Source organism: Pseudomonas sp. GW823-FHT02C05, assembly GCF_058797595.1.
The window spans coordinates 24,895-48,612 of sequence record NZ_JBXAJU010000007.1 but is presented as its reverse complement, the minus strand read 5'-3'; the positions used below and the strand labels follow the sequence as shown (position 1 = coordinate 48,612).

The following is a 23,718-nucleotide window of genomic DNA, read 5'->3' as shown; positions in this document are numbered from 1 at the left end:
AGGCACTTTCATGTCGGCGTGCACCCCGCAGCAGTCCCGGGTCTCGGCCCCGTTATTCGGCCTGTTCTGCCTGGGCAGCTACCTGCTGTCGCTGTCCTACGGCTCGACCTTTCTCCTGTCGCTGCTGATCGGCAGCCGTGGCGGCAATGAACACGATGCCGGCACGGTGATTTCCACAGCCATGCTCAGCACCTTTGTTGCGGTGATCGGCTCCGGGCACCTCTCGGACCGCCTCGGCGCCGCGCGCTCGGTGGCAGTGTTCGGCTGCCTACTGGCGGTGGCCAGCCTGGGCTTTGCCCTGACCCCGGGGGTCGGCCCCGGCCTGCTGTTCTTCGGCCTGACCCTGGGCCTGGGCTGGGGGGTGTTCTATACCCTGGGGCCGATCATCGTGGCGATGCTGGTGGAGCCCGCGCAACGGGCCCGCTACTTCGCATTGCTGTCGGGCAGCATGATGACCGGCATCGGCTCCGGCCCCTTGCTGGGGCGCCTGGCCAGTGCCCTGGGCTACCCACTGACCAGCGCCTTTCTGATCGCCGCCGGCGCCAGCCTGCTGGGTGTGCTGATCTTCTGGCGGCTGGACGGCCGGCTGCGCCAGCAGGCCAACCACCTGGGCACCTCGGCGGCTGGCATCACCTGGGCTGGCACCGCGCAGGTGCTGTCCTCCCGCGCCGTCTGGCCGATTCTCATGGTGGGCCTGGGAGGTTGCGTATTCGGCGGCCTGTCGAGCTTCCAGACCAGCTACGGCCCCTCCCGCGGCGTCGACTACTCGCTGTTCTTCCTCGGTTTCATGAGCGCCGCCATCGCCAGCCGCCTGCTGATCGCCGGGATCGTGGTCAAGCGCGATCCCTATCGTGCTGCCTGCCTGCTCTCGGGGCTGATGCTGGTGTCGATCCTGCTCTTTTTATTTGCTGTCGACAGCAGCGCCAGCTACCTGCTGGCTGCCGTGACCCTGGGGGTGGGCTATGGCCTGACCTACTCGGTGATCAACGGCCTGGCGGCCAACGAAGCGCCAGCCGGCTGCACCTCCCAGGCGTTGCTGCTGTTCAGCCTGTCGTACTTCATCGGGGTCTTCGGTTTTCCCTGGCTGGCCGGGCGGATCATCGTCGAAGCCGGCATCCAGGCGCTGCTGTTCACGGTGCTCGGCGTGGCCTTGCTGAACTGGCTGATCAGCCTTGGCCGCCTGGGCTGGCGGCGCCTGGGCCACTGGCGTATGGCAGCCGGTGCATAACACCGTTCGTCGATCATCAGGCACCAACCGGCCCCGGCAGCGGACCAATATCAGGTAACGACTCTAACGAATGGAGGCGACACCATGATCAAGGTCCAACTCTGCGCCCTGGCCCTGGCCGGGCTGCTGTCCACTGCTGCCCTGGCCGGCGCCACCGGCCCGAGCAACCCGGTTGAAGGCCCGAAATCCCCGGCCACCCAAGGCACGCCGAAGATCAACATCAACCCACCGGCCATGGACGAAGGCTCATTGCCACCGGCGACCGGGACCGACCCGCGCATTCAGGGCAACGACAACGGCCGCCAGGGCGGTGTCGGCACCATGGACTCCAGCACACCCGACAGTGGCAAGACCGGTACCGGCTCGAAAACCACCACCGGCGGCTCAGGTTCGGAAGGCAGCAGCCAGTAACCGCCGGTTCAATCCAGCAGGCCCTGTGCGCCAGGGCCTTGAGGAGAGATGTCATGACTCGAGGAAGCAAAGCCAAATACACCCTGGCCCAGCGCCGCAAGGCCGCGGCCATCGAAGCCAGCTACGAAGAACGCGGGCTCTCGCCGGAGCAGGCCGAAGCACGGGCCTGGGCCACGGTGAACAAGCAGTCCGGTGGCGGTGAACGGGCGAGCGGCTCCGGTCGGGACAAAAGCCCCGCAGACAAAGCCCGGGCCCGCAGCGAGTCGGCCCGGCGCGCGGTGGCCACACGCCACGGGCATGCCCGCAACAGCGCGGCGTCCCTGGGCACCCAGAGCAAGGACAGCCTGATGCGCGAAGCTCGGGCGAAGAAGATTCCGGGACGCTCGCGCATGCGCAAGCAGGAGCTGATCGAAGCCTTGAGCAAGGCCGGCTGACCGGCGGCCAGTTGCTCGCCGCTGACTCAGCCGCGCGCCAGCAAGGCATCCACTTCGGCACTGCCCGGAGCGGTGGCCGGGCCACGCCGGGTGACGGCAATCGCCGCCGCGGCGTTGGCCCGACGAGCCGCCATCAGCGGCTCAAGGCCCGCTGCGAGCCCGGCGACCAAGACCCCGGCGTGGGCATCACCGGCACCGTTGCTGTCCACCGCCTCCACCTTGAACCCCGGCACCTGCACCGCCTGCCCCTGGCGGCTGACCCAACAGCCGCGGGGGCCATCACGCAGCACCAGCAACGCCGCAGGTGACAACCAGCTTTCGAGCTGCGCCAGCGCCTGGGCAATCTGCGAAGTACCGGTCAATTGCAATGCCTCGGCGCGGTTGCTGCTCCAGATGTCGATCCGTGGCAACAGCGCCGCCATCAAGGGTGAATCTACCGAACCGGCCAACGGCCCCGGGTCGAACATCAATGGGATCGAACGAGGCAGCGCCAGCAACCAGTCCAGCAGGGCCCGTGCCTTGCACTCCTGCAACAGGCTGTAGCCGCTGACATAGAGGTAATCCCCCGCCTCCACCCGGACCCGGGCCAGATCCTCGGCCGACAATTCGCCCTCGGCGCCGATATGGGAAATGAAGGTGCGTTCAGCAGAGGCTTCGGTGAGGGCCACGCACAGACCGGTATCAGCCCCCCTGCCGGGCTCCAGGCTCATCTGTATGCCTTCGCCCTGCATCGCCGCCCGCGCCAGGTCGCCAAAGCGCCCCTGCCCGTGGCGCCCGAGGTAGACCACCGGCAACCCGTTGCGCGCCGCGGCGGCCATCACGTTGAAGCCGCCACCGGCCTCGAAGCCCGCGGATTGCGCGAGCACATCGCCTCCGGAGGCCGGCAGGCGCTCTACCGCCATCACCAGGTCGACTATCACCTGGCCGGTGTGCAGCAACCTAGGCATTGGCGTTCTCGACAAAGGCCGCGCGCCGGTCCCGGGCACCGCCCAGTAGAGCGTAACCGCCGCCGGCCACCAGGAAGGTGACGATCCAGCCCAGGCCGTTATGCCCCAGCCAGGAATCGGCCAGGGGCCCGGTGAACCAGACGTCTTCGGCAGTGGTGCCGATGGTGGTGAAACCGAAGCCCAGCACAATCGCCAGCACCCAGGCGCCAAAGGCTCGCCATTCGATGCCGCCCCGGTACCAGTAGGCGCTGCTCGGGCCGACGTTGAGCAGATCATCGGCGCTGTAGTGATGACGATGGATCAGGTCCACCACGAAGATCCCCACCCAGGCGGTGATCGGCACCGCCAGCAGGGAGATGAAGCTGATGAAAGGGCCATAGAAGCTGTCGGCAATCAGCATGAAATAGATCGAGCCGAGGAAGATCGCCACGATATCCACCAGCACCGCATAGACCCGCTTGACCTTGAGGCCCAGGGTCAGCGCGGTGAGGCCGGCGGAATACACAGAGAGGTTGTTGGACAGCAGCAGGCCGCCAAAGGCCGCGACCAGGTAGGGCACCGCCATCCAGGTCGGCAGCATGTCGCGGATCGCGATGATCGGGTCCACTGCCGAGGCCAGGTGGTCGTTGCCCACCGACAGCAATCCGCCCAGGGTAATCAGCAACACCAGCGGAATGCCGGCGCCAAACGCCGCCGAAGCCACCAGGCGCCCGGCCGTTACCGAACGGTGCTGATAACGCGACATATCGGCCCCGGAACTGGCCCAGCCAATCCCGGTCCCGGCGGCCATGGTGCCGACGCCGATGATCATCGCGCTCATGGGGGCCGGCGCGGCATTGAAGACCGCCGCCCAGTCGATGGTGGCGCAGAGGAAACCGCCCACCAGCACGTTCAGGGCACCAAAGCCGTAGGTGGCCCACTTCTGGATGACCAGCAAGGTGGCGTGGCCCAGGCCGGAGACGCTCAGGGTCATCAGCACGAAGATGCCGATGAACAGCAGGGTCAGCAGCGGCGCATCCTTGGCCGAGGCCGGGGTCTGGAACAGGATCGAGCTCAGGGACAGCAGGACGAAGGCCGCCGTGGTGGTATTGACCGTCTCCCAGCCAACCCGTGAAAGCATCGACACCAGGGTCGGGCCGATATTGCCCCGCACCCCGAAGATTGCCCGGGACAGGGTCAGGCTCGGCGCCCGCCCGCGCCGGCCGGCTACCGAGATCAGGCCGACCACGGCGAACGACCCCACCGACCCCAGGATGGCCACCAGCAGCACCTGCCAGATCGACAAACCGCGAAACGCCACCAGAGTCGCCCCCAGGGGCAGGCCGAGAATACTGATGTTGGCCGCGAACCAGACCCAGAACAGCTGCAGCGGGTGCCCGTCGCACTCTGCCTCGGGAACCGGCTCGATACCGCGGGTTTCCAGTTGGCCGGCGCCTGATCCGGCCGTGGATGAACTCATGATAAAACTCCTGTTGCCGTTGTTAGGGGTATTGGGCAATTTCGGAAGTCACAGAACATCCCGGCATTCCTGGCCGTGTCATAGCTTTCCATAGCGATCGGCAACATGGCCGCACACCGCAGCCTGTACCTTAAAGGCGGCTCAACGCAGCGCCAGCAGCTGTTCCACCAGAGGCTGCAGGTCTAGCTCATTGACCTTTCGCACCTGCCCGATCAGTTCGCCAGGCCAGATCTCCATCCCCAGGCAAGCGCCGAGCATGGCACCGAGAATCGCCGCGATAGTGTCGGTGTCGCCCCCAAGGCCGGCGGCCATGCACAGTGCCTCGAAGGCCGGCAATTGCCCCAGGGCCACTTGTCGGGCCAGGGCGAAACTCACCACCACCGATTCCTGGGAAGCCACCGAGGTGCCGATCAGCTCGTAGAGCATCCGCGCAAAGCCTTCCCGGTCGCCGTCGACACGCAGGGTGCTGGTCCAGTCCAAGCGAGCACCGATGGTGGCACCCGCTACCCAGTGCCCCTGGGCCTGGGCCTGCCGGGCGACCTGCACACCAAGTGCCAAGGCTTCGGCCAGAGGCTGGCCGTTGATTCCGGCGGACACCACCGCCGCCACCGCCGCCGCGCTGGCAATGCCCAGGCTGGTGTTGTGCGTCACCTGGCAGGCCTCGACCACCGCCTGCAGAAACGTCTCGGGCCGAGCCACATCGGCGGCGATGCCCACCGGCGTGATGCGCATGGCGGCGCCATTGGTGGTGCCATAGCGGCCCGCCTCTTCAACGGACTCCCCGGCGAGGACCATTTCAATGGCGCGTTTGGTGGAAGGCCCCAGCAGATCCTGGGAACCCTTGGCCTGCATCTGCGCCTCCCACTCGATCAGGCTCTGGGCCAGGGCCGCCGGAGCGATCCGGCCCTGCCCCCGGACCAACAGGCGAGCCACCAGGATCGCCTGCTCGGTATCGTCGGTAATGGAGCCCCGGGGCATGTTCGCGGCAATCGGCTGGTCCGGGCCGGCGTCCTCCAGGGTGCGAATGACGCCGAAGCGCTGCTGGATCTGTTCCCGGCTCAAGGATTGGGTCGGCATGCCCAGCGCATCGCCCAGGGCCAGCCCGTAGAAGGCGCCCAGGGCGCGCTGCAATGCATTCACCGCGGCTCTCCGAACTGCAGGTGCATGCGAAAATGCTGCGGGTCCAGCAGGCTTTCGACCTGCTCCATAAAGCGCCCCTGGCGGTCGTAGGTGGTACGCAGGGCCTTGAGGAAGACTTCGCCCGGAGCACGTCCGAGCAATTGGGCATCTTCAGCATTCAAGGGCTCGGCGCCGATCCACTGATCGCCGCGCTCGCCGATATAGCCGTAGGCGGCCAGGGTAATGGTCAGGGAATCATCGATCAGGCCGACCCTAGGCAGGCCTTCCAGCTCGCCGGAAGCCGGGATCAGAGAGCGCTCCAGGGACAGCACCCGGCCATCGGTGCTGCGGCGCCGGCGATCGAGGGCGATGAACTGGTCGGTGCCCAGGCGATGCTTGAGGTCCGGGCGCTGGATCGCCTCCAGGCGCAGCACCTCGGTGTTGACCAGCGCACCGCTGTCGGCCAGGGCCTGGGCCCAGCCATGATGCTGATCCAGGGCAACACCGTCGAAGGTGACGATGGAGCCTACGCCGCTTTGCGTGGCGATGTAGTTGCGCCGCTTGAGCTCGGCCAGGGCCTCGCGCAAGGTGCCACGGCTGACACCGAATTCTTCGGCCAACTGATGCTCGCCCGGCAGTTGAAAGCCGTCCTCCAACAGGCCGCTTTCAATACGCCGGATCAACTCGTCGACCACCCTTGTTTTCTTATCGAATCGGACATGTTTGATCATGTCCGGCTTGATACATGAAAGGCCCGAGCCAGAGCAAGAAATATCTTCTTACAGCCGTCTGAAACGCCCGTCAGGGTTCAAGACCAATGGGAAAGAACACCCCGCAACTCCACACCCCCAGCCAATTCTGGCCGTCGATCTGGCGGGTCTGCGCCAGCTCCACCAGTTGGTAGAAGACGTTGCGATGGATCAGCGCTTCAAGATTGTGTCGAACCAGGATGTAAGGCGCCGGTTCCTGGGTCAGGGAGTCGATCACCACCCGCAGCGGGTGCTCGTCATTGGCGACCACCTGCTCCTCGACATTGGTAGAAAAGCGCAGTACCTGAGCCTCGCCCTGCCCTTCGACCTCCAGGGTCACGGCGACGAAGGGTGCGTCATCGACCTTGATGCCGACCTTCTCCACCGGAGTGATGAGGAAATAGTCATCGCCATCGCGGCGAATGATGGTGGAGAACAGCTTGACCATGGGTTTGCGGCCGATCGGCGTACCCAGGTAATACCAGGTGCCGTCGCGGGCGATGCGCATGTCGATATCGCCGCAGAAGTCGGGGTTCCACAGGTGGACCGGCGGCAAGCCTTTTTCAGCCTTGGGAATCTGCGCCAACAGGTCGTTGGCCTTGCCTGGACCACTCATACCGCTCTCCTCCCTCAATCAATCAGTCGCTCAGGCCCAGCAGGCCGCGCGCGTATTGCTGCAACGGCGGACCAAGCAGATCCTGTGGCTTGTTGTCATGGAACGTCAGTAAACCGCCACGGCTGCGAATCCGCGCGGAATCGATCAGGTACTGGGTACTGGTTTCGATCAACATGATCTGGATGGTACTGGTATCCACCCCCAGGCGGTCCACGGCTTCCTGATCCAGCCACTCGTCAGAGTTACCGATACGGTCATCGGCCTTGGCGAAACGGGCGTAGAGCAGATAGTGCGCCCCCGCTTCCCGGGCTTCGGCCATGGCTTCATTCAGGCCCTCGGGCGCCTTGGCCCGACGCACCATGGGGAAATACTCGACAAAGCCGTTGAAGGCTTCCTCGGCTACCACGTTGGGCCGCGGATAAGCGCCACCCGGCGGTACGAAATGCCCCTGGGCAATGAAAATGAACGAATCCGGCTGAATGCGGAACGAGCTGGTGCGGCGTGTATCACTGTGATCGAGCACCCCCGCATCACTCAGGTGATAGCGCACCCCTTCGCCCATATCACTGACATTCATGCAGCCGCCGAGTGCCAAAAAGGCCAGCAGCAAAACCAGGCTACGCATCCTACCCTCCAAAATCCGGTGACGGAAAACCGGCGAATGGCCACGGGATGCAGCTTCCGCGCCAGCTCCGCCAAGGAAGGGAATTCGTCGGCAAAGCACCTCAGCCGCCAATGATCTTCATCACCGTGGCTCCACCGGAAAAGGCCAGCTCCTGCTTGTCCCCCAAGGCCTTGACCAGCAGCCGCTGCAAGGCCGGCAGAGCCTGATGGCGCGGCTTGTCCAGCAGGTCGCCGACATAGTGACGATTGCTCGAAGAAAGGCAGCCGTGCAGCCAGCCCGTGGAGGACAGCCGCAAACGCGAGCAGGTGCGGCAGAACGGCACGCTTTCGTTGGCGATCACGCCGAAATGACCGTGCCCGGGAATGGCGTAGCGCACCGCGGTAGCATCCACCGGCGCATCGGCCTGAAGGTATTCGTAGCGCTGGCCGATCAGGTCCAGTAACTGTTGCAGGCTGACAAACTGCTGCAGGAAAGCGTTGCCATCCTTGGCCAGGTGGCCCATGCGCATCAGCTCGATGAAACGCAGCTCGTAACCCCGTTCCAGGCAGTAATCCAGCAACGGCATCACCTGATCCAGGTTCTGCCCGCGCAACGGCACCATGTTGACCTTGATCTTCAAACCGGCACTGCGGGCTTGCTGCATGCCATCGAGCACCGTGGCCAAGTCGCCGCCACGGGCAATGCTGCGAAAGGCCGTCGCATCCAGGGTATCGAGGGAAACGTTGATCCGGCGGATACCGGCCTCCACCAGCAACGGCAGCTTGCGCGCAAGCAATTGGCCATTGGTGGTCAGGCTGATGTCGTCCAGCCCCATGCGCCCCACCGCGCCCATGAAGGCTTCCAGCTTGGGACTGACCAGGGGTTCGCCACCGGTGATGCGCAAGCGCTCGATGCCCGCCGCTTCCATCAGGTACGCCACGCCGCGAGCCATTGCCTCGGCCGACAACTCGTCCTGGGCAGCCACCAGCCGCTTGCCGTTGGGCACGCAGTAGGTACAGGCGTAGTTGCAGGCAGACGTCAGACTGATCCGCAAGTTGCGAAAGCGCCTGCCTTGACGATCAACGATCATGGATGACTCCGGCGTAGGAAGGGAGAACCGGGCAAAACCTGACCCAAAAATCAGGTTTTGGCAAGTCCCATGCCTGAGTATATTCCTCGGACACTGCGCCATACAGTTTGTCGATGGCGCAATACAGCGGCTGAATGCCTTAGCTGTTCGAGGTGTCGGGGTCGCGCTTGCGCTTGTTGCCCATGCGCACACCGATGTCCATCAGGAACTGGAAGAAGCCTTCCTGATCTTCCAGCACATTGCTCCAGAACGGCGAGTGGTACAGCGCAACCGCACCATGCACCAGCGCCCACGAGGCACAGTAGTGGAAGTACGGCGGCACGTCTTCAAGCTTGCCTTCACTGATGCGACCCTTGATCAGCAGAGTCAGGCGCTCGAAGTTGGACGCACGGATCTTGTGCAGTTCCTCGACCATCTCCGGCACCTGGTTGCCCTTGACCACCTTCTCTTCCAGACGGTCGAACAACCGATAGCGCTGCGGGTCACGCATGCGGAATTCGAAGTAGGCCCGGGACAGGGCTTCCTTGTCCTTGTCGACGTCGGCCGAGTGCAGCAGCTCGTTCAGGTCGCGCTCGTAGTCGAGCATCAGGCGCAGGTAGATCTCCGCCTTGGACTTGAAATGCTTATAGATGGTCCCTTTGCCGATACCCACGGCATCCGCAATCATCTCGACGGTGACACTGTCTTCACCTTGTTCGAGGAACAGCTTGAGCGCGGTATCGAGAATTTCTTGCTCGCGGCGACGAAACTCACGGACCTTACGAGGTTCTTTCTGCATAAGAAAAGGTCTGTTCGGGGTCAAAATCGAAGCCGCGTATTATGCCTAACTTGCGCCAAAATGCACGGATCATCCATCGTTGCTGGTGTTTCTGGCGCAAAAGCTGCCCCGTCAGAACCTTCCAGACAGGCGCAGAAAGCCAGGGAAATCCCGTGAATACGGGGCCGGGCCAGGGTTCAAATAGCAAACTTCCACAGCCGCCAAGCTCCGGATCAGACCGCGAAGTCTGGTTTTTCCTGCAACCAGTACCCTGGATTGCCCCACGCCCTGCGTGCGACGCAAAGACCTCGATAAGTCGCAATTCCATCATTGCCCGGCTAATTCGTCGCTCAGCGGGGGGCCAATGCAACTGCCGTCCCACAGCATCAGAGAAGCCCTATAAGAGCGGAAGAATAATCCGAAAGTATCGATGGCGTTGATAACTGCCAGCCGGGCAGGTACAGCAAATTGCAACAGATTATGTAGGCAACTTTCAGGAAAATGCGGCTATTTTTAGTCTTATCAGCTAAAAATCAGGTGATATTCAGCGATCGCGTCGAAAACTGCGATACAGGCAACCCAAATGAGAACTCAAGCGAAGCGCTCGTATTCCAAATTTGTTTAAAAAACGAGCAGGGGCAACTGGACTGAATGCAATAGTGATCAATACTTCAACTGTCGGCGGGACATCTCCCCCAAGTGAAACGCCGATCAAGGTACCGAAGGACCGCGTGCCTTAGTTTTACTCCTAATGGTCTTAACCCGGATTCACCCCCCAGAACCCGGGTTTTTTTTGCCCGCCATTCAGCGCCAGTGCACCGTGCGACCCAGGCTCAGCCCTTGACCCGCGCCAAGGGGAACAGGCGCTTGAAGTTGGCCGTGGTCTGCTGGGCAAAGGCTTCATAGCTTTCGCCCCGCAGCATCGCCAGGAACTCCGCCACCTCGCGCACGTACTGCGGCAGGTTGGGCTTGCCACGATAGGGGATCGGCGCCAGGTAAGGCGAATCGGTCTCCACCAGCAGGCGGTCGGCCGGCACCTGTCGGGCCACGTCCCGCAGGGCATCGGCATTGCGGAAGGTGACAATCCCCGAGAGGGAAATATAGAAACCCAGGTCCAGGGCCGCCTTGGCCATTTCCCAGTCTTCGGTGAAGCAATGCAGCACACCGGCATTGGGCAATGCCGCCTCGCGCAGCAGTGCCAGGGTGTCGGCGCGGGCGCCGCGGGTGTGCACCACCACCGGTTTGCCGGTCTGCTGGGCGGCCTGCAGATGCAGGCGGAAAGATTCCTGCTGCAGCTCGGCGGCTTCCGGCTCGTAGTGATAGTCCAGGCCAGTCTCGCCAATGGCCACTACCCGGGGGTGATTCAGTTCATCCAGCAGCCAGTCCAGGGCCGGCGCTGCGCCGGGCTGCACATCCAGCGGATGCACGCCCACCGAGCAGTCGACATCGTCATAACGATCGGCCAGGGCCTTGACGTCCGCCGCGTTGTCGGCGCTGACACCGATGCACAGGAAGTGCCCTACCCCCCGCTGGCGGGCAGCAGCCAGCGCGGCATCCAGGGAGCCGTCATGAGCGGCGAGATCGAGGCGGTCAAGGTGGCAATGGGAATCTACGAGCATAGGAGGCTACAACTACATCCGATCAATGAAAGGCCCGGGTTGTGGCGCCCGGGCGGAAACAACGCTGAGTCTAGGCGCTGCGGGTCAATTCTGGGTAGGCAGGGCCGCCCACTGCACCAGCAAGGCTTCCAGCAACAGCACGCGGTTGAGGTTGGCCTTGCTCAGGACCTTCTGGCGCTGGGCGAGGATCCAGTCCTGGATGTTCAGCACCTTGGCCTGGGCGGACTTCTGCGCCAGGTATTGCAGCACCTTGCGCATGTCTTGCAGGCCCAGTCCCTGCTCATCCTGGGTCAGTTGATAGCGCAGGACCAGGTTCGACCAGTCGCAGAACCAGTCGAACAGCAGCAACAAGGGAATGGCACTCCAGGATTCGGCCAGTTGCGTGGGCGACTGCTGCTGTTTCAGCAGCTTCTTCACCCCTTCCACCACTTGCGCCCGCTGCTCGCGAACACCCTGGGCCTGCAGGCTGACCGCTGCCAGCGGCGAACCGGCAGCCAGGGTCAAGAGCTCCACCCGCTCCTCCTCGGAGCAATCTGGCAGGGCCTGGGCCAGCCACTCAAGGCTCATGGCCTCGCTGGGCAGCGGGCAGGCCTGCTGCACGCAACGGCTCTTGATCGTGGGCAACAACCGGCTGGGCTGGTGGCTTACCAGCAACAGCACAGTGTTGCCGGAAGGCTCTTCGAGACTCTTGAGCAGGGCGTTGGCGGCGTTGATATTCATCGACTCCACCGGCTCGATCAGCACCACCTTGCGCCCCCCCAACTGGGCGGTCTGGACCACGAAGCTCACCAGTTCGCGGACCTGGTCTACCTTGATCGCCTTGTCCGCTTCCTCCGGCTCCAGCACGTAGTTGTCCGGGTGGCTGCCGGCCAGCAGCAACAGGCAGGACTTGCATTGGCCACAGGCGTCCAGGCCTTCCGGACGCTGGCACAGCAAGCGCGCCATCAGCCGCTCGGCCAGGGCCCGCTTGCCGATACCCGCCGGGCCATGCAACAGGTAGGCATGGGCATGCTGGGTACGCCCCGCCAATTGCTGCCAGAGGCTGTCCTGCCAGGGGAAGACTTCAGCCACGGGCGCGCTCCAGCAACTGCGGCAACAAGCTGTCCAGGGACTGCTGGACCTGGGCCAGGGGCTGCGCCGCATCCACCAGCACATAACGCTGCGGCGCCGCTGCGGCGCGGGCCAGGAAGGCTTCGCGAACCTTCTGGAAGAAGGCCTGGCCTTCCTGCTCGAAGCGATCCAGCCGGCCACGGGCACTGGCTCGCGCCAGGCCGACATCCACCGGCAGGTCGAAGACCAGGGTCAGGTCGGGGCGCAACTCGCCCTGGACGAAATCCTCCAGCGCAGCAATGCGCGCAAGGCTCAGGCCGCGGCCCGCGCCCTGGTAGGCGTAGGTGGAGTCGGTGAAACGGTCGCACAGCACCACCGCACCGCGCTCCAGGGCCGGGCGAATCACCGTTGCCAGGTGCTGGGCACGCGCGGCGAACACCAGCAACAGCTCGGTATCGGCATTCATGACCTCTTCCACCGGGGTCAGCAGCACATCGCGAATCCGCTCGGCCAGCGGCGTGCCACCGGGTTCACGGGTCAACAGCACCTCGATCCCCGCAGCGCGCAGGCGCTCGGCGAGGTACTCGCGATTGGTGCTTTTGCCCGCGCCTTCCGGGCCTTCCAGGGTAATAAACAAGCCAGTCACGGGCAGTCCTTAATCAATGTCATTGCGGGCTTTTCGCCGCGGGCTCGGGCACAGGCTCGGCAGGAGCCGGAGTCGCAGGCGGCTCGGGCGCAGCTTGCGGGGCGCTTGCCGGAGCCGTCTCCGGGCCAGGGGTTGCAGGCGTCTCCGGCACCGGACCTGCCGCTTCGGGAACCGCTGGCGTGGCGGCTGGGGCCGGGCTGGAACGGTAGTCGGCGCGACGCTTGAGCTGAAACTCGCGCACCGCGCTGTTGTGGGCATCCAGGTCATCGGAGAACACATGGCTGCCGTCGCCCCGCGCGACAAAATACAGGCTCTTGCCGGGCACCGGGTTGAGGGCGGCGTGGATCGCCTCGCGTCCGACCATGGCGATCGGCGTCGGCGGCAGGCCGGCAATCACGTAGGTGTTATAGGGCGTGGCTTCCTTGAGATGAGCCCGGGTCAACTTGCCGGAGTAACGCTCACCGAGGCCGTAGATCACCGTAGGATCGGTCTGCAGCAGCATGCCAATCTGCATGCGACGCACGAACACGCCTGCGATCTGCCCACGCTCCTGGGGTACGCCGGTTTCCTTCTCCACCAGCGAGGCCATGATCAGCGCCTGATAAGGATCGCTGTAAGGCGCATCGTCGGCACGCTTGCTCCACTCCTTGGCCAGCACATCGTCCAGGCGGTCGTAGGCTTTTTCCAGGAGCTCGGCGTCGGTCATGCCCCGAACGAAACGATAGGTGTCAGGGAAGAAACGCCCTTCAGGGAAAACCCCGGGATGCCCGAGCTTTTCCATCACCTGGCTGTCGCTGAGCCCCGTCAGGGTCTGCTGCAATTTTTCGCTCTTGGCCAGGGCGCTGCGTACCTGGCGGAAATTCCAACCTTCCACCAGGGTCAGGCTGTACTGCACCACCTCACCGCGCTGCCAGAGGCCGATCAGGCCTTCGGCGGTCATGCCTGGGGTCATGCGGTACTCGCCGCTGTGCAGAGGCTGGCCCGCCATATTGAAGCGCCAGTACAGGCGCAGCCAGAAGGCATCATCGAGCACACCCTCGGCTTGCAAACGATTGAAGGTGCCGGTGGGCGTCGAGCCGGCGGGAACATCGAGCAACTGTTCCTGGCTCAGGTTAAGCGGTTGTTCCAGGGCCGAGTACAGTTTCCAGGCACTCGCACCCAACAGCAGTCCTGCCAGGACCAGTCCGGTTTCCAGCAGGAGCAGTAATTTACGTCTCACGAATCAAGCATCCAGTAGTGCGCGGGTAATGCCCTGCAGTTTACGGGTGAGCGCACCCGCCGACCAGCTCATCCCGGCACAGCCAAGCACTGGCCAGACGCCATAGACACTGTTGCAGACAAAGACTTCATCAGCCTGTTGCAGTTGATCGAGACTGATATCCCCGACTTGCGCGGGGATGCCCAATGACTCGGCCTGAAACAATATTTCAGCGCGCATCACCCCGGCCACGCCGCAGCGACTCAGGTCAGCCGTCAGCAGCCGCCCCTGGCTGACCAGGAACAGGTTGCTGAACACGCCTTCGATAACTCGCCCAGAGGTATCTCGCATCAAGCCTTCGGCATGCTCGGCATCACGCCACTCGGCACGAGCCAGAACCTGCTCCAGACGATTGAGGTGCTTGAGGCCGGCCAGCAGCGGCTGCTCGGCCAGGCGCGTGGTACAGGGAAACAGACGAATGCCTTGCTCGGCATGGGCCAGGGGATACACCGGCAATGCGGAGCCCTGGAGAATCCGCCGTGCAGCGGTTGCAGGATCGGCGGCATAGCCGCGCTGGCTGTCGCCCCGGGTCAGGATCAGCTTGAGCACACCCTCCCCCAAAGCCGCCGCATAGGCCTGCAGCTCACTGCGGATCAGGGCTTGATCCGCCGTCAGCGCCAGGCGCCGACATCCTTCGGCCAGACGCTGCAGATGCCGCTCCAGCAGCTGCGGGCGCCCGGATTTGACGGCAATGGTCTCGAACAGACCATCACCGTAAGCCAGGCCGCGGTCCTTGAGCGACAGTGCGTCAGCCGGCTGACCGTCGACCCAGCTGTGCATCACTCGGAGAACCGGCGGAACACCAGGGAGCCGTTGGTGCCACCAAAACCGAAGGAGTTGGACAGCACTACGTCGATGTCCATGCTGCGCGCGGTGTGCGGCACGAAATCGAGGTCACAGCCTTCATCCGGCTCATCCAGGTTGATGGTGGGCGGCGCGGCCTGACTGTTGATTGCCAGCACACTGAAGATCGCCTCGATCGCCCCCGCGGCACCCAGCAGGTGACCCGTCATGGACTTGGTGGAACTGACCGCCAGCTTGTAGGCGTGATCGCCGAACACGCTCTTGATCGCTTCGGCCTCGGCCAGGTCGCCGGCCGGGGTCGAAGTGCCATGGGCGTTGATGTACTGCACCTGGTCCACGTTGAGCTTGGCGTCGCGCAGGGCATTGGCGATGCAGCGCGCAGCACCGGCACCATCGGCGGGAGGCGACGTCATGTGATAGGCGTCACCGCTCATGCCGAAGCCGATCAGCTCCGCATAGATGGTGGCCCCACGAGCCTTGGCGTGCTCCAGCTCTTCCAGAACCAGGGCGCCGGCGCCGTCGGACAGGACGAAGCCATCACGCCCCTTGTCCCAGGGACGGCTGGCGCGGGTCGGCTCGTCGTTGCGGGTCGACAGTGCACGGGACGCGCCGAAGCCGCCCATGCCCAGGCCACAGGCAGCCATTTCAGCACCGCCGGCGATCATCACGTCGGCTTCGCCGTAGGCGATGTTGCGCGCAGCCATGCCGATGCAGTGGGTACCGGTGGTGCACGCAGTGGAAATGGCGTAGTTCGGCCCCTGGGCACCCAAGTGGATGGACAGGAAACCGGAAATCATGTTGATGATCGAGCCAGGCACGAAGAACGGAGAAATCCGTCGTGGGCCGGAATCGTGCAGGATGCGGCTGGTTTCCTCGATATTGGTCAAACCGCCAATACCCGAGCCCATGGCCACGCCGATGCGTTCACGGTTGGCATCGGTGACTTCCAGACCGGCGTTGCGTACCGCCTGGAAACCGGCTGCCAGGCCGTATTGAATGAACAGGTCGAGTTTGCGGGCCTCTTTGACCGACAGGTATTCCTCGACATTGAAGCCCTTTACCGAGCCGCCAAAACGGGTGGAATAGGCAGAAAGGTCGGTGTGTTCGATCAGACCGATGCCACTTTGGCCAGCCAGAATGCCCTGCCAGCTGCTTGGCACATCCGTACCCAGTGGCGACAACATACCCATACCGGTGACTACGACGCGTCTACGCGACACAGCACTCTCCTTTTTCTAATGACGACACTTTGTATCAGGCCTAAAGAAAAAACCGCACGCCGTAACGGCAGTGCGGTTTTTCCATGACAGCAAAAGACGACTACAAACGATTAAGCCTGGTGGCTGGTAACGTAGTCGATAGCTGCTTGAACGGTAGTGATCTTTTCAGCTTCTTCGTCAGGGATTTCGGTCTCGAATTCCTCTTCCAGAGCCATCACCAGCTCAACGGTGTCAAGGGAGTCGGCACCCAGGTCTTCAACGAAGGAAGCGGTGTTAACAACTTCTTCTTCTTTAACGCCCAGTTGCTCAGCAACGATTTTCTTGACGCGCTCTTCGATGGTGCTCATACCTTGTTTTCACTCCTAATGGACAAATTCAGGCAGCTGGCCAGTGGGTAAGTGTATAGAAAGGCTTTTCAGCTTTTCAACTGAAAGCTTTGTCCCTCAAACCCTTTGGCCATCTGCCTATAAATTGATTGCAGCTTTATAACGGATTTTAGACAGCTCGTATGACATTTTTTTGAAGCAATCCGTCACATTTGACTCACATATACATCCCGCCGTTGACCGGGATTGTAGCCCCAGTAACGTATGCCGCACCGTCGGATGCCAGAAAAGCGACCACTTGCGCGATCTCTTGAGCCTGGCCCAGACGACCCAGCGGAATTTGCGTCAGCAGTGCTTCACGCTGCGCTTCCGGCAGTTCGCGGGTCATATCGGTGTCGATAAAACCTGGAGCAACCGAGTTCACCGTGATCGACCGCGAACCCACTTCACGGGCCAGGGCACGGCTGAAACCTTCGAGACCAGCCTTGGCGGCCGCGTAGTTTACTTGGCCTGCGTTGCCCATGGCACCCACAACCGAGCCAATACTGATAATTCGACCCCAACGAGCCTTGGTCATGCCACGCAGAACGCCCTTGGACAGGCGATACAGGCTGTTCAGGTTGGTATCGACCACGTCGTACCATTCGTCATCTTTCATGCGCATCATCAGGTTGTCGCGAGTGATGCCGGCGTTGTTCACCAGGATCGCCGGCGCACCGAACTGCTCGGTGATGCTGGCCAGGACTGCAGCCACGGACTCGTCACTGGTAACGTTCAGCTCAAGGCCGGTGCCCTGGATGCCATTTTCCTTGAGGGTGGCAGCAATGCGCTCGGCACCCGAAGCGGACGTGGCGGTACCCACCACGGTGGCGCCCATACGCCCCAGCTCAAGCGCGATGGCCTGGCCGATACCACGGCTGGCGCCGGTCACCAGTGCAACTTTACCTTGCAGACTCATGCAAGCTTCTCCTAGTTCAGGCCAACGCTGCACGGGCGGCAGCGAAAGCATCTGGGGTGTTCAGGTTAGAGGTCGACACGCCTTCGGCGCAGCGCTTGTTGAGGCCGGCCAGGACCTTGCCCGGGCCGCACTCGACCAGCTCGGTGGCGCCATTGGCTGCCAGAGTCTGGACCGACTCGACCCAACGCACCGGCTTGTACAACTGCTCCAGCAGGTCGCGCTTGAGGGTGTCCAGGTCGGCGGCCACAGCGGCACTGACGTTCTGTACCAATGGAATCTGCGGTGCCTGCCAGTTGATCGCAGCGATCGACTCGGCAAAGCGCTCGGCGGCCGGGCGCATCAGCTCACAGTGGGAAGGCACGCTGACCGGCAGCGGCATGGCGCGCTTGGCGCCCCGCGCCTTGCAGCCCTCGATGGCGCGATCCACAGCCGCCTTGGCCCCGGCGATCACCACCTGGCCAGGGGAGTTGTAGTTCACGGCGCTGACCACCTCGCCCTGCGCGGCTTCAGCACAGGCGGCGACCACATCGGCATCTTCCAGGCCGAGAATTGCAGCCATGCCGCCCTGCCCTGCCGGCACGGCTTCCTGCATCAACTGGCCACGACGCTCGACCAGCTTGGCCGCTTCACCCAGGGTCAGGCTGCCAGCGGCGACCAGGGCACTGTATTCACCCAGGCTGTGACCGGCGACGAAAGCCGGGCGCGCGCCACCTTCGGCCAGCCATAAACGCCACAGGGCGATGGACGCGGTGAGGATGGCCGGCTGGGTCTTGTCGGTTTGATTGAGCAGCTCTGCAGGACCTTCCTGGGTCAGAGCCCAGAGGTCGTAGCCCAGAGCATCGGAGGCTTCTTTGAACGTATCGAGGATCAGTGGGTACTGCGCGCCCAGCTCGGCCAACATGCCGAGGGACTGCGAGCCCTGTCCTGGAAAGACGAATGCGAGGGATGCAGACATGTAACAAGCCCCTAATGATCTTGTCGTCGGAGAATTGACGTCACACCGTGGTGGACGCAAGAAACTGACAGTTGGATGGCCAATTGAACTGAGCGGTCACATTTAAGCACTCCACAGGGAAAACGCCTAAAGCAACAAGTCTTCAAGACGCCCATGCAAGCGGCGCGGCAGGTCTTCCTGGATCTCGATCAACGCCCGCTGAATGGCACTCTGGAAACCTTGAACGCCTGCAGAACCATGGCTTTTCACCACGATCCCCTGCAAGCCGAGGAAACTCGCACCGTTGTGCCGCGCTGGCGCCAAATCCGCCTGCAACCTGCGCATCAGCGGCAAGGCCAGCGCCCCAACAGCCCGGGACAGCAGATTCTGCCTGAACAAGGCTTCTATACGCGCGGCGATCATGGTCGCCAGCCCCTCGCTGGACTTGAGCAGGATGTTGCCGACAAAACCGTCGCACACCACCACGTCCGCCTCGCCCCGATACAACCCATCGCCCTCGACGAAACCGATGTAGTTGAGGCCACGGGCCTGCTGCAGCAAGCTCGCCGCCAGCTTGACCTGCTGGTTGCCCTTGATGTCCTCGGTGCCGATATTCAGCAAGGCCACCCGCGGCCGCACGATGCCCAGGGTTTCCGCCGCAACCGAGCCCATGATGGCGAACTGCAACAGGTGCTCGGCACTGCAATCGACGTTGGCTCCCAGATCCAGCAATTGGCAATAGCCACGCTGAGTCGGGATGGCAGCCACCATCGCCGGCCGATCGATTCCGGGCAGGGTTTTCAGCACATAACGCGACAGCGCCATCAGCGCACCGGTATTACCGGCACTGACGCAGGCCTGGACCTTCTCATCGCGCAACAGCTCAAGGGCCACCCGCATCGAAGAGTCCGGCTTGCCTCGCAGGGCCTGGGAAGGCTTTTCGTCCATGGTGATCACCTCGCTTGCAGGGGTAATCGTCAGGCGCGCGCGATCCACAGCCGCTTGACCGGAAATCAGTTCTTCAAGAAGGGAGGGTTGACCAACCAGGGTCAGGTGCAGCGAGGGGGTAGCAGACAGACAAGCAATACTCGCCTGAACAATGCTGCGGGGACCGAAGTCCCCGCCCATTGCGTCAATCGCGATGACTTGAGCGGACAAGGATTACTCGTCAGCGCCCTTGTCGATCACTTTACGACCACGGTATACGCCTTCTGGCGATACGTGGTGACGCAGGTGAACTTCACCGGTGGTCTTTTCTACGGACAGGGTGCTAGCCTCGAGAGCATCGTGGGAACGACGCATGTCACGGGCAGAGCGGGATTTTTTGTTCTGCTGAACAGCCATAATTGATTAACTCCTAAACGTTTGGGTCACGCTTTAACTGCGCCAATACACTGAACGGGTTGGACCGCGTTACCTCGTCCTCGCTCGGTTCGGGCTCATCGAGCCCCGCCGGCTGCTGGCATTCTTCCGGATGATGAGCAGGCACGATTGGCAAGGCAAGCAAAAGCTCTTCCTCGACCAACGCCTGCAGATCCAAAGGATCTTCGCCCAGTTCCAGCACGTCATAACCTTTCGGCAACGACTGGGTATTCGCACCCTCCTTCACCACAGCGTAACTGCACTCACTGTGGATCGGCAGGGTGACCAGCTCAAGACAACGCTGGCAAACCATTTTGACTTCGACGTCGATGGAGCTGTGGATAACTACAGCTTTACGCTCGTCACGCTCGAAAACGAATTTAGCCTGCACCGTACCGACATTGTCGGAAAGCGGGTCGCAGAGTCTCTCCAAATCGGCCAGCAGCAGCTCACCTTGAAGGGTGGTGCCACGGTCAGCCAATTTGCGCGGGTCAACGTGAGGTGGAATCGGGTCATTCAACATAGGCGCAGCATTATAGGGATGCCCCAGGCCATGTCAAAGGAAATTCAGCCCTGTCCGTCACTTGCAAGCCTCGCTAGAATTCCCGGCCTGCCTCAGGAGACGCACATGCTGCCTTTATTACTTGCCTCAAGCTCGGCCTACCGCCGGGAATTGCTGTCCCGCCTGCGCCTGCCCTTCACCTGCAGCTCTCCTGACATCGACGAAAGCCATCGTCCCGGAGAGTCTGCCACGGCCCTGGTGAAACGCCTGGCCGAGGAAAAGGCCCGCGCCCTGGCAAGCAGCCATCCAGCACACCTGATCATCGGTTCCGACCAGGTCGCGGTGCTCGGCGAGCGCATCATCGGCAAACCCCATACCTTCGAAAAAGCCCGCCAGCAACTGCTGGACGCCAGCGGCGCCAGTGTGACCTTCCTCACCGGCCTGGCCCTGCTCAACAGCCAGACCGGCCACTGCCAGGTCGACTGCGTCCCGTTCACGGTCAACATGCGCACCCTGGACAGCACCCGCATCGAACGCTACCTGCACGCCGAACAGCCCTATGATTGCGCCGGCAGCTTCAAGGCCGAAGGCCTGGGGGTCAGCCTGTTCCAGAGCACCGCCGGCAGCGACGCCACCAGCCTTATAGGCCTGCCACTGATCCGCCTCGTGGACATGCTGCTGGCCGAGGGCGTAGAGACACCCTGAGCCGCCATAAAAAAGCCGGCACTCAAGCCGGCTTTTTATTGAGCAACACCCGATCAGCGCAAGGTTGGGCCCTGAAAGCCCATCCACATGGCGATCTGCTCTGCCACGCTGGCACCGAGCTTCTTCGAGAAGCGATCAAATGGCGATTCCTGGACGGTAAAGTCCACCACCTCTTTCTCGCCAATCACATCCCGCGCCACCGAACTGGTATTGCCCAGGCCATCGATCAACCCCAATTGCAGCGCCTGCTCGCCCGACCACACCAGGCCGGAGAACAGCTCCGGATGCTCCTTGTCCTTCAGGCGATCGCCACGGCCCTGCTTGACGCTGGCAATGAACTGGCGATGAGTGGTGTCCAGCACGCCCTGCCAGAACTGGGTCTCTTCAGGCTTTTGCGGCTGGAACGGATCCAGGAACGACTTGTGCTCGCCCGAGGTATAGGTGCGACGCTCAACCCCCAGCTTCTCCATGGTGCCGACAAAGCCGTAGCCGGCCGCCGTCACACCAATGGAACCCACCAGGCTCGCCTTGTCGGCATAGATCTCGTCAGCAGCGCTGGCGATGTAGTAAGCACCCGACGCCCCGAGATCCGAGATCACCGCGTAGACCTTGGTGTCCTTGTGCAAAGCCCGCAGACGACGGATCTCGTCATAGACGTAGCCGGACTGCACCGGGCTGCCGCCAGGGCTGTTGATACGCAGCACAATGCCCTTGACCTTGGGATCATCGAACGCAGTACGCAGGCTGCCGACAATATTGTCAGCACTGGCCGATTCCTTGTCGGCAATCACCCCCGTGACATCGATCACCGCGGTGTAGCTACCGCCACGAGTGGCATTCTTTTCCATGGTCATCAGCGGCGTGAACAACGCCAGCGCCGCGAACAGGTAAACAAAGGTCAACAGCTTGAAGAAAATGCCCCAGCGCCGCGAGCGACGCTGTTCCTGGACGCCGGCCAACAGCGTCTTCTCCAGCAGTTTCCAGCTTTTATCATCACCACCTTCAGCGCCCGCCTTGCTCGGCGCCTTCCATTCGTCGGTCATGCCTGCTACCCCAGCAAAAACTTAATCGGCACCCTGGCTCAGCCAGGCGTGCAATTGAGGAAAACGGTCGATGGACAAGCGCGGCTCGAATGCCTGCAAGGCCTCGATGGACTGAGCACCGTAGCTCACGGCCACCGAATCCATTCCGGCATTGCGCGCCATCAACAGATCAAAGGACGAATCGCCAACCATCAAAGCCTGCCGCGGCCCAACCCCGCAATGAGCAAGGATTTCCTCCAGCATCAACGGATGAGGCTTGCTGGCAGTTTCGTCGGCCGCCCGGGTGATATCGAAATACCCTTCCCAACCATGGGCCCTCAACACTCGATCCAGCCCTCGCCGGGCCTTGCCGGTGGCGACAGCCAGCTGATATCCCTCATCCCGAAAGGCGTCGAGAGACTGCACCACACCAGCAAACAGAGGCGAAGGCTCGGCCTCGAGAGCAATGTAGTGATCCGCATAATGCTGACGAAAGGCTACCAACTGCCCCTCATCTATTTCCGGATACAGTGTGCGAATCGCCTCTGGCAATCCCAGACCGATAATGCCCTTGACGGCGTAGTCATCGCGGCGAGGAAAGCCGGAACGATCAGCAGATGCATGCATCGACTCGACAATCCGACCAATGGAATCGGCCAGAGTGCCGTCCCAGTCGAAGATCAGCAGTTTGTAATCAGGGTGCACTCAGGCGCTCCACGGTCTTGGCCCACATCTCATCCACCGGGGCCTGCAATTTCAGCTCGCCGCCATCGGGCAGCGGCACCGTCAACATATAGGCATGGAGAAACAGGCGCTTGCCGCCCAGCTCACGGATCTCGCGAGTGAAATCGTCATCGCCGTACTTGCTGTCACCGGCAATGCAGTGCCCGGCATGCAGGGTGTGCACACGAATCTGGTGAGTACGCCCGGTCACCGGCTTGGCCTCGACCATGGTGGCGAAATCACCGAAGCGGCGCAGCACCTTGAACACGGTCAAGGCCTCCTTGCCCTCTTCGTTGACCTCCACCATGCGCTCGCCGGAGCGCAGGTTGCTCTTGAGCAGCGGCGCACGCACCTGCTTCACCGCCGTGGCCCAATGGCCACGGACCAGCGCCATGTAGCGCTTGTCCACGCCATCGCCCCGCAGCGCGGCATGCAGATGACGCAGCATGCTGCGTTTTTTCGCGATCATCAGCAGGCCGGAGGTGTCCCGATCGAGGCGATGCACCAACTCCAGCTCCTTGGCGTCCGGGCGCAACTGACGAAAGGCTTCGATCACCCCGAAATTCAAGCCGCTGCCGCCATGCACGGCAATCCCGGCAGGCTTGTTGATCACAATCAGGGCCTTGTCTTCGAAGACGATCGAGGCTTCCAGGCGCTGCAGCAGCCCTTGAGCCAACGGCACCGGCTCATCGCGCTCGGGCACACGCACGGGAGGCACGCGCACCACATCACCCGCTTGCAGCTTGTACTCGGGCTTGATCCGCCCCTTGTTCACTCGCACTTCGCCTTTACGCAAAATGCGGTAAATCAAGGTCTTGGGCACGCCTTTGAGCCGGGCGAGAAGGAAGTTATCAATACGTTGGCCGGCATATTCCGGCGAGACCTCAAGCAATTGAACGCCTGGAGTCGAGGGGGCAGTAGTCGTCATGGCGCGAATGATAACAATTTTTTATGGATTTGAAGCACTTAATGATTGCTGCTATAGTCGCGAACGCCGCCAAAAGCGGCTGGGCAGAGGAACAGCGGCAAACAGCCGGCCCTGACCAACGCAATTCATAAGGACGCAAGGCCGTCCTACGCAGTTTTCACTATCTAACGGAAGAGTTCGGCGTTGTAACAAGCGCAGGTGACATGAGGCCTGAAACCCGTAGAAAGCAGAGTGACTACTCGCCTTT

Annotated in this window: 27 protein-coding genes; 4 read left to right on the top strand and 23 right to left on the bottom strand. The window is 62.5% G+C overall.

Going from position 1 to position 23,718, the window contains the following annotated elements:
• The first annotated feature begins 10 nt into the window (after window positions 1-10).
• The 3 genes from AC1RGE_RS30250 to AC1RGE_RS30240 all read left to right on the top strand — a co-directional run bounded on the left by AC1RGE_RS30250 (window position 11) and on the right by AC1RGE_RS30240 (window position 2,073).
• Complete coding sequence (locus AC1RGE_RS30250; protein WP_220223919.1) at window positions 11-1,228, top strand: MFS transporter; 1,218 nt, start codon at window positions 11-13, stop codon at window positions 1,226-1,228.
• 84 nt (window positions 1,229-1,312) lie between these two features.
• Complete coding sequence (locus AC1RGE_RS30245) at window positions 1,313-1,639, top strand: hypothetical protein (protein ID WP_492585561.1); 327 nt, start codon at window positions 1,313-1,315, stop codon at window positions 1,637-1,639.
• A gap of 53 nt (window positions 1,640-1,692) precedes the next feature.
• Window positions 1,693-2,073 carry a Rho termination factor N-terminal domain-containing protein gene (locus AC1RGE_RS30240; RefSeq protein WP_492585559.1) on the top strand — a complete coding sequence of 127 codons (381 nt, stop codon included), beginning with the start codon at window positions 1,693-1,695 and terminating at the stop codon, window positions 2,071-2,073.
• A gap of 26 nt (window positions 2,074-2,099) precedes the next feature.
• On the opposite strand, the gene AC1RGE_RS30235 is transcribed toward AC1RGE_RS30240, so the two are convergent.
• The 20 genes from AC1RGE_RS30235 to AC1RGE_RS30140 form a co-directional block, all read right to left on the bottom strand.
• Window positions 2,100-3,020 carry a PfkB family carbohydrate kinase gene (locus tag AC1RGE_RS30235; RefSeq protein ID WP_011060132.1) on the bottom strand — a complete coding sequence of 307 codons (921 nt, stop codon included), beginning with the start codon at window positions 3,018-3,020 and terminating at the stop codon, window positions 2,100-2,102.
• Window positions 3,013-4,479, bottom strand: a complete 1,467-nt coding sequence (locus tag AC1RGE_RS30230; protein ID WP_019094644.1) for a purine-cytosine permease family protein — start codon at window positions 4,477-4,479, stop codon at window positions 3,013-3,015. Before AC1RGE_RS30230 ends, AC1RGE_RS30235 begins: the two co-directional genes overlap by 8 nt.
• Window positions 4,480-4,620: 141 nt before the next feature.
• A complete protein-coding gene (locus tag AC1RGE_RS30225) occupies window positions 4,621-5,619 on the bottom strand; it encodes an ADP-ribosylglycohydrolase family protein (protein WP_492585557.1) in 999 nt (332 codons plus the stop codon).
• A complete protein-coding gene (locus AC1RGE_RS30220; protein ID WP_011060129.1) occupies window positions 5,616-6,329 on the bottom strand; it encodes a GntR family transcriptional regulator in 714 nt (237 codons plus the stop codon). Before AC1RGE_RS30220 ends, AC1RGE_RS30225 begins: the two co-directional genes overlap by 4 nt.
• Window positions 6,330-6,399: 70 nt before the next feature.
• Window positions 6,400-6,963 carry a DUF1285 domain-containing protein gene (locus AC1RGE_RS30215; RefSeq protein ID WP_123473759.1) on the bottom strand — a complete coding sequence of 188 codons (564 nt, stop codon included), beginning with the start codon at window positions 6,961-6,963 and terminating at the stop codon, window positions 6,400-6,402.
• A gap of 22 nt (window positions 6,964-6,985) precedes the next feature.
• Window positions 6,986-7,588 (bottom strand): DUF4823 domain-containing protein, encoded by a 603-nt coding sequence (locus AC1RGE_RS30210; protein WP_011060127.1) that lies wholly within the window; start codon window positions 7,586-7,588, stop codon window positions 6,986-6,988.
• Window positions 7,589-7,688: 100 nt separating this feature from the next.
• Window positions 7,689-8,657, bottom strand: coding sequence for a GTP 3',8-cyclase MoaA (locus tag AC1RGE_RS30205; protein WP_194237975.1), 969 nt, complete (start codon window positions 8,655-8,657; stop codon window positions 7,689-7,691).
• Between the two features lie 139 nt (window positions 8,658-8,796).
• Complete coding sequence (locus AC1RGE_RS30200; protein WP_011060125.1) at window positions 8,797-9,435, bottom strand: TetR/AcrR family transcriptional regulator; 639 nt, start codon at window positions 9,433-9,435, stop codon at window positions 8,797-8,799.
• 812 nt (window positions 9,436-10,247) lie between these two features.
• A complete protein-coding gene (locus AC1RGE_RS30195) occupies window positions 10,248-11,033 on the bottom strand; it encodes a TatD family hydrolase (RefSeq protein WP_011060124.1) in 786 nt (261 codons plus the stop codon).
• An 84-nt stretch (window positions 11,034-11,117) separates the two neighbouring features.
• Complete coding sequence (locus AC1RGE_RS30190) at window positions 11,118-12,104, bottom strand: DNA polymerase III subunit delta' (RefSeq protein WP_011060123.1); 987 nt, start codon at window positions 12,102-12,104, stop codon at window positions 11,118-11,120.
• Complete coding sequence (gene tmk, locus AC1RGE_RS30185) at window positions 12,097-12,729, bottom strand: dTMP kinase (RefSeq protein ID WP_011060122.1); 633 nt, start codon at window positions 12,727-12,729, stop codon at window positions 12,097-12,099. The genes AC1RGE_RS30190 and tmk overlap by 8 nt, the downstream gene beginning before the upstream one ends.
• Before the next feature lie 19 nt (window positions 12,730-12,748).
• Window positions 12,749-13,948 carry an endolytic transglycosylase MltG gene (gene mltG, locus AC1RGE_RS30180; RefSeq protein WP_492585555.1) on the bottom strand — a complete coding sequence of 400 codons (1,200 nt, stop codon included), beginning with the start codon at window positions 13,946-13,948 and terminating at the stop codon, window positions 12,749-12,751.
• 3 nt (window positions 13,949-13,951) lie between these two features.
• On the bottom strand, window positions 13,952-14,767 hold the full coding sequence (pabC, locus tag AC1RGE_RS30175) for an aminodeoxychorismate lyase (RefSeq protein ID WP_053149865.1): 816 nt from the start codon (window positions 14,765-14,767) through the stop codon (window positions 13,952-13,954).
• Complete coding sequence (fabF, locus tag AC1RGE_RS30170; protein WP_011060119.1) at window positions 14,767-16,011, bottom strand: beta-ketoacyl-ACP synthase II; 1,245 nt, start codon at window positions 16,009-16,011, stop codon at window positions 14,767-14,769. Before fabF ends, pabC begins: the two co-directional genes overlap by 1 nt.
• A gap of 110 nt (window positions 16,012-16,121) precedes the next feature.
• Window positions 16,122-16,358: an acyl carrier protein gene (acpP, locus tag AC1RGE_RS30165; protein WP_003175607.1), complete on the bottom strand. Its 237-nt coding sequence runs from the start codon at window positions 16,356-16,358 to the stop codon at window positions 16,122-16,124.
• 196 nt (window positions 16,359-16,554) lie between these two features.
• Entirely contained in the window at window positions 16,555-17,295 is a 741-nt protein-coding gene (fabG, locus tag AC1RGE_RS30160) for a 3-oxoacyl-ACP reductase FabG (RefSeq protein ID WP_011060118.1), read from the bottom strand.
• Window positions 17,296-17,311: 16 nt separating this feature from the next.
• Window positions 17,312-18,250, bottom strand: coding sequence for an ACP S-malonyltransferase (gene fabD, locus AC1RGE_RS30155; RefSeq protein ID WP_258611596.1), 939 nt, complete (start codon window positions 18,248-18,250; stop codon window positions 17,312-17,314).
• A 126-nt stretch (window positions 18,251-18,376) separates the two neighbouring features.
• Entirely contained in the window at window positions 18,377-19,387 is a 1,011-nt protein-coding gene (plsX, locus tag AC1RGE_RS30150; RefSeq protein ID WP_492585553.1) for a phosphate acyltransferase PlsX, read from the bottom strand.
• A gap of 3 nt (window positions 19,388-19,390) precedes the next feature.
• Window positions 19,391-19,573: a 50S ribosomal protein L32 gene (rpmF, locus tag AC1RGE_RS30145; protein ID WP_003179396.1), complete on the bottom strand. Its 183-nt coding sequence runs from the start codon at window positions 19,571-19,573 to the stop codon at window positions 19,391-19,393.
• Window positions 19,574-19,586: 13 nt separating this feature from the next.
• Window positions 19,587-20,114, bottom strand: coding sequence for a YceD family protein (locus AC1RGE_RS30140; protein ID WP_011060115.1), 528 nt, complete (start codon window positions 20,112-20,114; stop codon window positions 19,587-19,589).
• Between the two features lie 105 nt (window positions 20,115-20,219).
• Here AC1RGE_RS30140 and AC1RGE_RS30135 point away from each other — a divergent pair, with 105 nt between their 5' ends.
• The gene (locus tag AC1RGE_RS30135; RefSeq protein ID WP_041116791.1) at window positions 20,220-20,798 is read left to right on the top strand and encodes a Maf family protein; all 579 of its coding nucleotides are present in this window, start codon (window positions 20,220-20,222) and stop codon (window positions 20,796-20,798) included.
• A gap of 53 nt (window positions 20,799-20,851) precedes the next feature.
• Here AC1RGE_RS30135 and sppA read toward each other — a convergent pair whose 3' ends face one another.
• The 3 genes from sppA to rluC are packed head-to-tail and all read right to left on the bottom strand — an operon-like array spanning window position 20,852 to window position 23,471.
• Window positions 20,852-21,841 (bottom strand): signal peptide peptidase SppA, encoded by a 990-nt coding sequence (gene sppA, locus AC1RGE_RS30130; RefSeq protein ID WP_368994754.1) that lies wholly within the window; start codon window positions 21,839-21,841, stop codon window positions 20,852-20,854.
• Window positions 21,842-21,862: 21 nt separating this feature from the next.
• Window positions 21,863-22,525 (bottom strand): HAD-IA family hydrolase, encoded by a 663-nt coding sequence (locus AC1RGE_RS30125; RefSeq protein WP_492585551.1) that lies wholly within the window; start codon window positions 22,523-22,525, stop codon window positions 21,863-21,865.
• A complete protein-coding gene (gene rluC / locus AC1RGE_RS30120) occupies window positions 22,515-23,471 on the bottom strand; it encodes a 23S rRNA pseudouridine(955/2504/2580) synthase RluC (RefSeq protein WP_011060111.1) in 957 nt (318 codons plus the stop codon). Before rluC ends, AC1RGE_RS30125 begins: the two co-directional genes overlap by 11 nt.
• Between the last annotated feature and the right edge of the window lie 247 nt (window positions 23,472-23,718).